The sequence below is a fragment of the Parafrankia soli genome (assembly GCF_001854695.1).
GTDB lineage: Bacteria > Actinomycetota > Actinomycetes > Frankiales > Frankiaceae > Parafrankia > Parafrankia soli.
Window position 1 is genome coordinate 1 of the sequence record NZ_MAXA01000115.1, and the last position, 2735, is coordinate 2735.

At 65.7% G+C, this 2735-nt stretch carries 2 protein-coding genes and 1 pseudogene; 2 read left to right on the forward strand and 1 reads right to left on the reverse strand.

Annotation, left to right across the window (positions count from 1 at the left end):
• A pseudogene (locus tag BBK14_RS35125) lies at positions 1–452 on the forward strand (transposase); the annotation flags it as partial.
• A gap of 18 nt (positions 453–470) precedes the next feature.
• Here BBK14_RS35125 and BBK14_RS12040 read toward each other — a convergent pair.
• Positions 471–1313 (reverse strand): IS5 family transposase, encoded by an 843-nt coding sequence (locus BBK14_RS12040; RefSeq protein ID WP_071061996.1) that lies wholly within the window; start codon positions 1311–1313, stop codon positions 471–473.
• Positions 1314–1957: 644 nt separating this feature from the next.
• On the opposite strand from BBK14_RS12040, the gene BBK14_RS12045 reads away from it, so the two are divergent.
• Complete coding sequence (locus BBK14_RS12045; RefSeq protein WP_071061999.1) at positions 1958–2692, forward strand: enoyl-CoA hydratase-related protein; 735 nt, start codon at positions 1958–1960, stop codon at positions 2690–2692.
• Positions 2693–2735: the final 43 nt, after the last annotated feature.

A 2735-nucleotide genomic window follows, 5' to 3' on the forward strand; every position in this document is an offset into this window, starting at 1 on the left:
GGGGTCTGGCCTCGGCTGCACCGGGCGGTGCTCGACGCCCATGGTGTGGCCGGGCAGGTCGACTGGTCGTCGGTGATCGTGGACGCGGCGAGTCTGCGGGCGAAAAGGGGGGATCTTTGACCGGTCCGAACCCGGTCGATCGTGGCAAAGCAGGCTCGAAGCTTCATGTTCTGACCGACGGGGGTGGGTTGCCACTGGTCGTGGCGGTCTCGACGGCGAACCTGCACGACAGCCAGGTCCTCCTCCCGCTGGTCGCGAGTATCCCGGCGATCCGTTCCCGGTGCGGCCCGCGGCGGCGCCGACCGGACAAGCTGCGGGCGGACAAGGCCTACGACCAGCCGGAGCTGCGTCGTTTCCTGCGTCGGCGTCGTATCGCGGTGCGTATCGCCCGGCGTGGGGTGGAGAGCACCGAACGCCTCGGCCGGCACAGGTGGAAGATCGAAAGGACGATAGAGGGCGTCTGAAAAGGGTCAGGCGGGCGTACCGGTGAGGCGACGCAACAAGATCATGGACATTGCCAGGTAGATAGCATTTTCGGAGGTGGCGGTCAGGTATTCATAGTCCTTGGACAAGCGGCGGTATTTACCCAGCCAGGCGAAGGTGCGCTCGACCACCCACCTGCGCGGCACCACGGCGAACATCGGCACCTGCCGTGGCGGTGCCCCGACCGGGGCCCAGGTATGACGGAATCCACCATCACGCCGGGAGACGATCTGAACGTCGACATCGACCGCATCTTCGGCCCAGTTGCAGAACTCCCGGCCACGGTAGCCCTGGTCAGCCCACACGTGCCGGAGCCGGACGAAGGCATCACGGGCCTGGGACAGCACCACCATCGCCGCCAGACGATCATCAACGCTGGCCGGGCTGACACAGGCCACCAGCACGGTACCGAGGGTGTCGACGAGCAGATGACGCTTGACACCGTTGACTTTCTTGGCACCGTCGTAGCCATGCAGCCCACCCCGGTCGGTGGCCCGCACGCTCTGACTGTCCAGGACACCCGCCCCCGGAGTGGGATCGCGACCGCCACTGGTGCGGTCACGTTCGCGGAGYCGGGCCAGGATCTGCTCCCAGCGGCCCGCGATCCGCCACAGGCGCCAGTAGTGATAGACCGTCTGCCAGGGCGGCAGGTCATGGGGCAGCAGCCGCCAGGCACATCCCGCCCGTATCCAATACGCCAACGCGTTCACGATTTCCCGGCGTTCATGCGCCGGCGGCCGGCCACCGGGTTTGGGATCGGGAATCAACGGAGCGATCAGCTCCCACTCGGCATCGGACAGATCGGTCGGATACCAGCGCCGCTCGGCCATCACCAGCCTCCCTCACACCGAGGCTTCACACACCCCCCGACCTACCCACCCTGACCCTTTTCAGACACCCTCTAGCGTGGCTTGACGGCTACCGCCGTCTGACCGTCCGCTACGAACGCAACGGCCGTAACTTCCTCGGGTTCCTCTGCCTGGCCGCCGCGATCACCTGCTGGAAGAAACTCCCACACCCCACCTGAGACACGCTCTAAGTTCTCTGGCATCCAGAAGGAGACTACGTGCCGATCGAGTCGGCGGAATCCGACCGTCGGGTTCTCGGCCCGGTGTCGGTTCGACTGTCCGCACCGGAACATCGCCGGAGGCACGGCGCCATCGGCGAGGATCGGCCCTCCGAGGTCACCCTCGGGATGATCACGAGAGGCGGCGGACCCAGCCGTTGATGCATGCCATGGGCAAGTCGAAGGCGGTGGCGATGCCATCGCCACCGGAGCCCCAGAGTTCGGTACTCACGATCGTTAAATAGCCAAAGATTCCTGACGCTCAAGGCGTGTCGCGGTCCATCAAGGAGGTTTGATGCGTCGAGTACTCTACACCGAGTTCGGCCCAGTCGAGCAGCTCAATGTGGTTGAGGAGCCTGATCCGTTCCCGACCTTCTACGCCGTCATCGGGAAGATGGTGCTGCTGCCATGAGCGTCCGCAGTGAGCAACAGGGACGGGTCACGGTGATCCGCATCGAGCGCCCCGAGAAACGCAATGCCATCGACGCCACGACTACCCGCGAGCTCGATGAGGTTTTGAACCGCTTTCAGGATGACCCCGCGGCCTGGGTGGGTGTTCTGACCGGCACTGCGGACATGTTCTGCGCCGGCACCGACATCATCTCCGGCCCTGGTGAACCCACTCCGAGAGGTGGAGAGTACGGCGTCATTCGACGCAGCCACACGAAGCCGCTGATCGCCGCGGTGGAGGGGCTTGCGCTCGGCGGCGGCTTCGAGATCGCGATGGCCTGCGACCTCGTGGTGGCGGCTCGCACCGCCTCGTTCGGTTTACCTGAGACCGTTCGCGGGCTCGTGGCCAACTCAGGTGCGTTGCTGCGGGCCATGCGTTGCCTGCCGTTGAACGTCGCCCGGGAACTACTCGTCACCGGCGCCCGTCTTGACGCGCAACGTGCCTACGAGATCGGTTTCGTGAACCGGCTGGCTGAACCCGGCCAGGCTGTCGAGATCGCGCTCGAGCTGGCCGAAGAGATATGCCGGTCTTCTCCCGTATCTGTGCGCGCCACCCTGCAGGCGCTCGAGGAGCAATGGGCGGACGACGAGGAGGCGGGATGGGCAGCGACCGCGCGCGCCTGGGCGCGTGTCGAGGCGGGCGCCCCTGTACTCCGCACGTTCGTGCGGTGTCCTGAACGTGTGACTCTTTGATCTTGTGGTGTGTTGATCGCCCTGGTGTGTAGGGCTTCCGGTC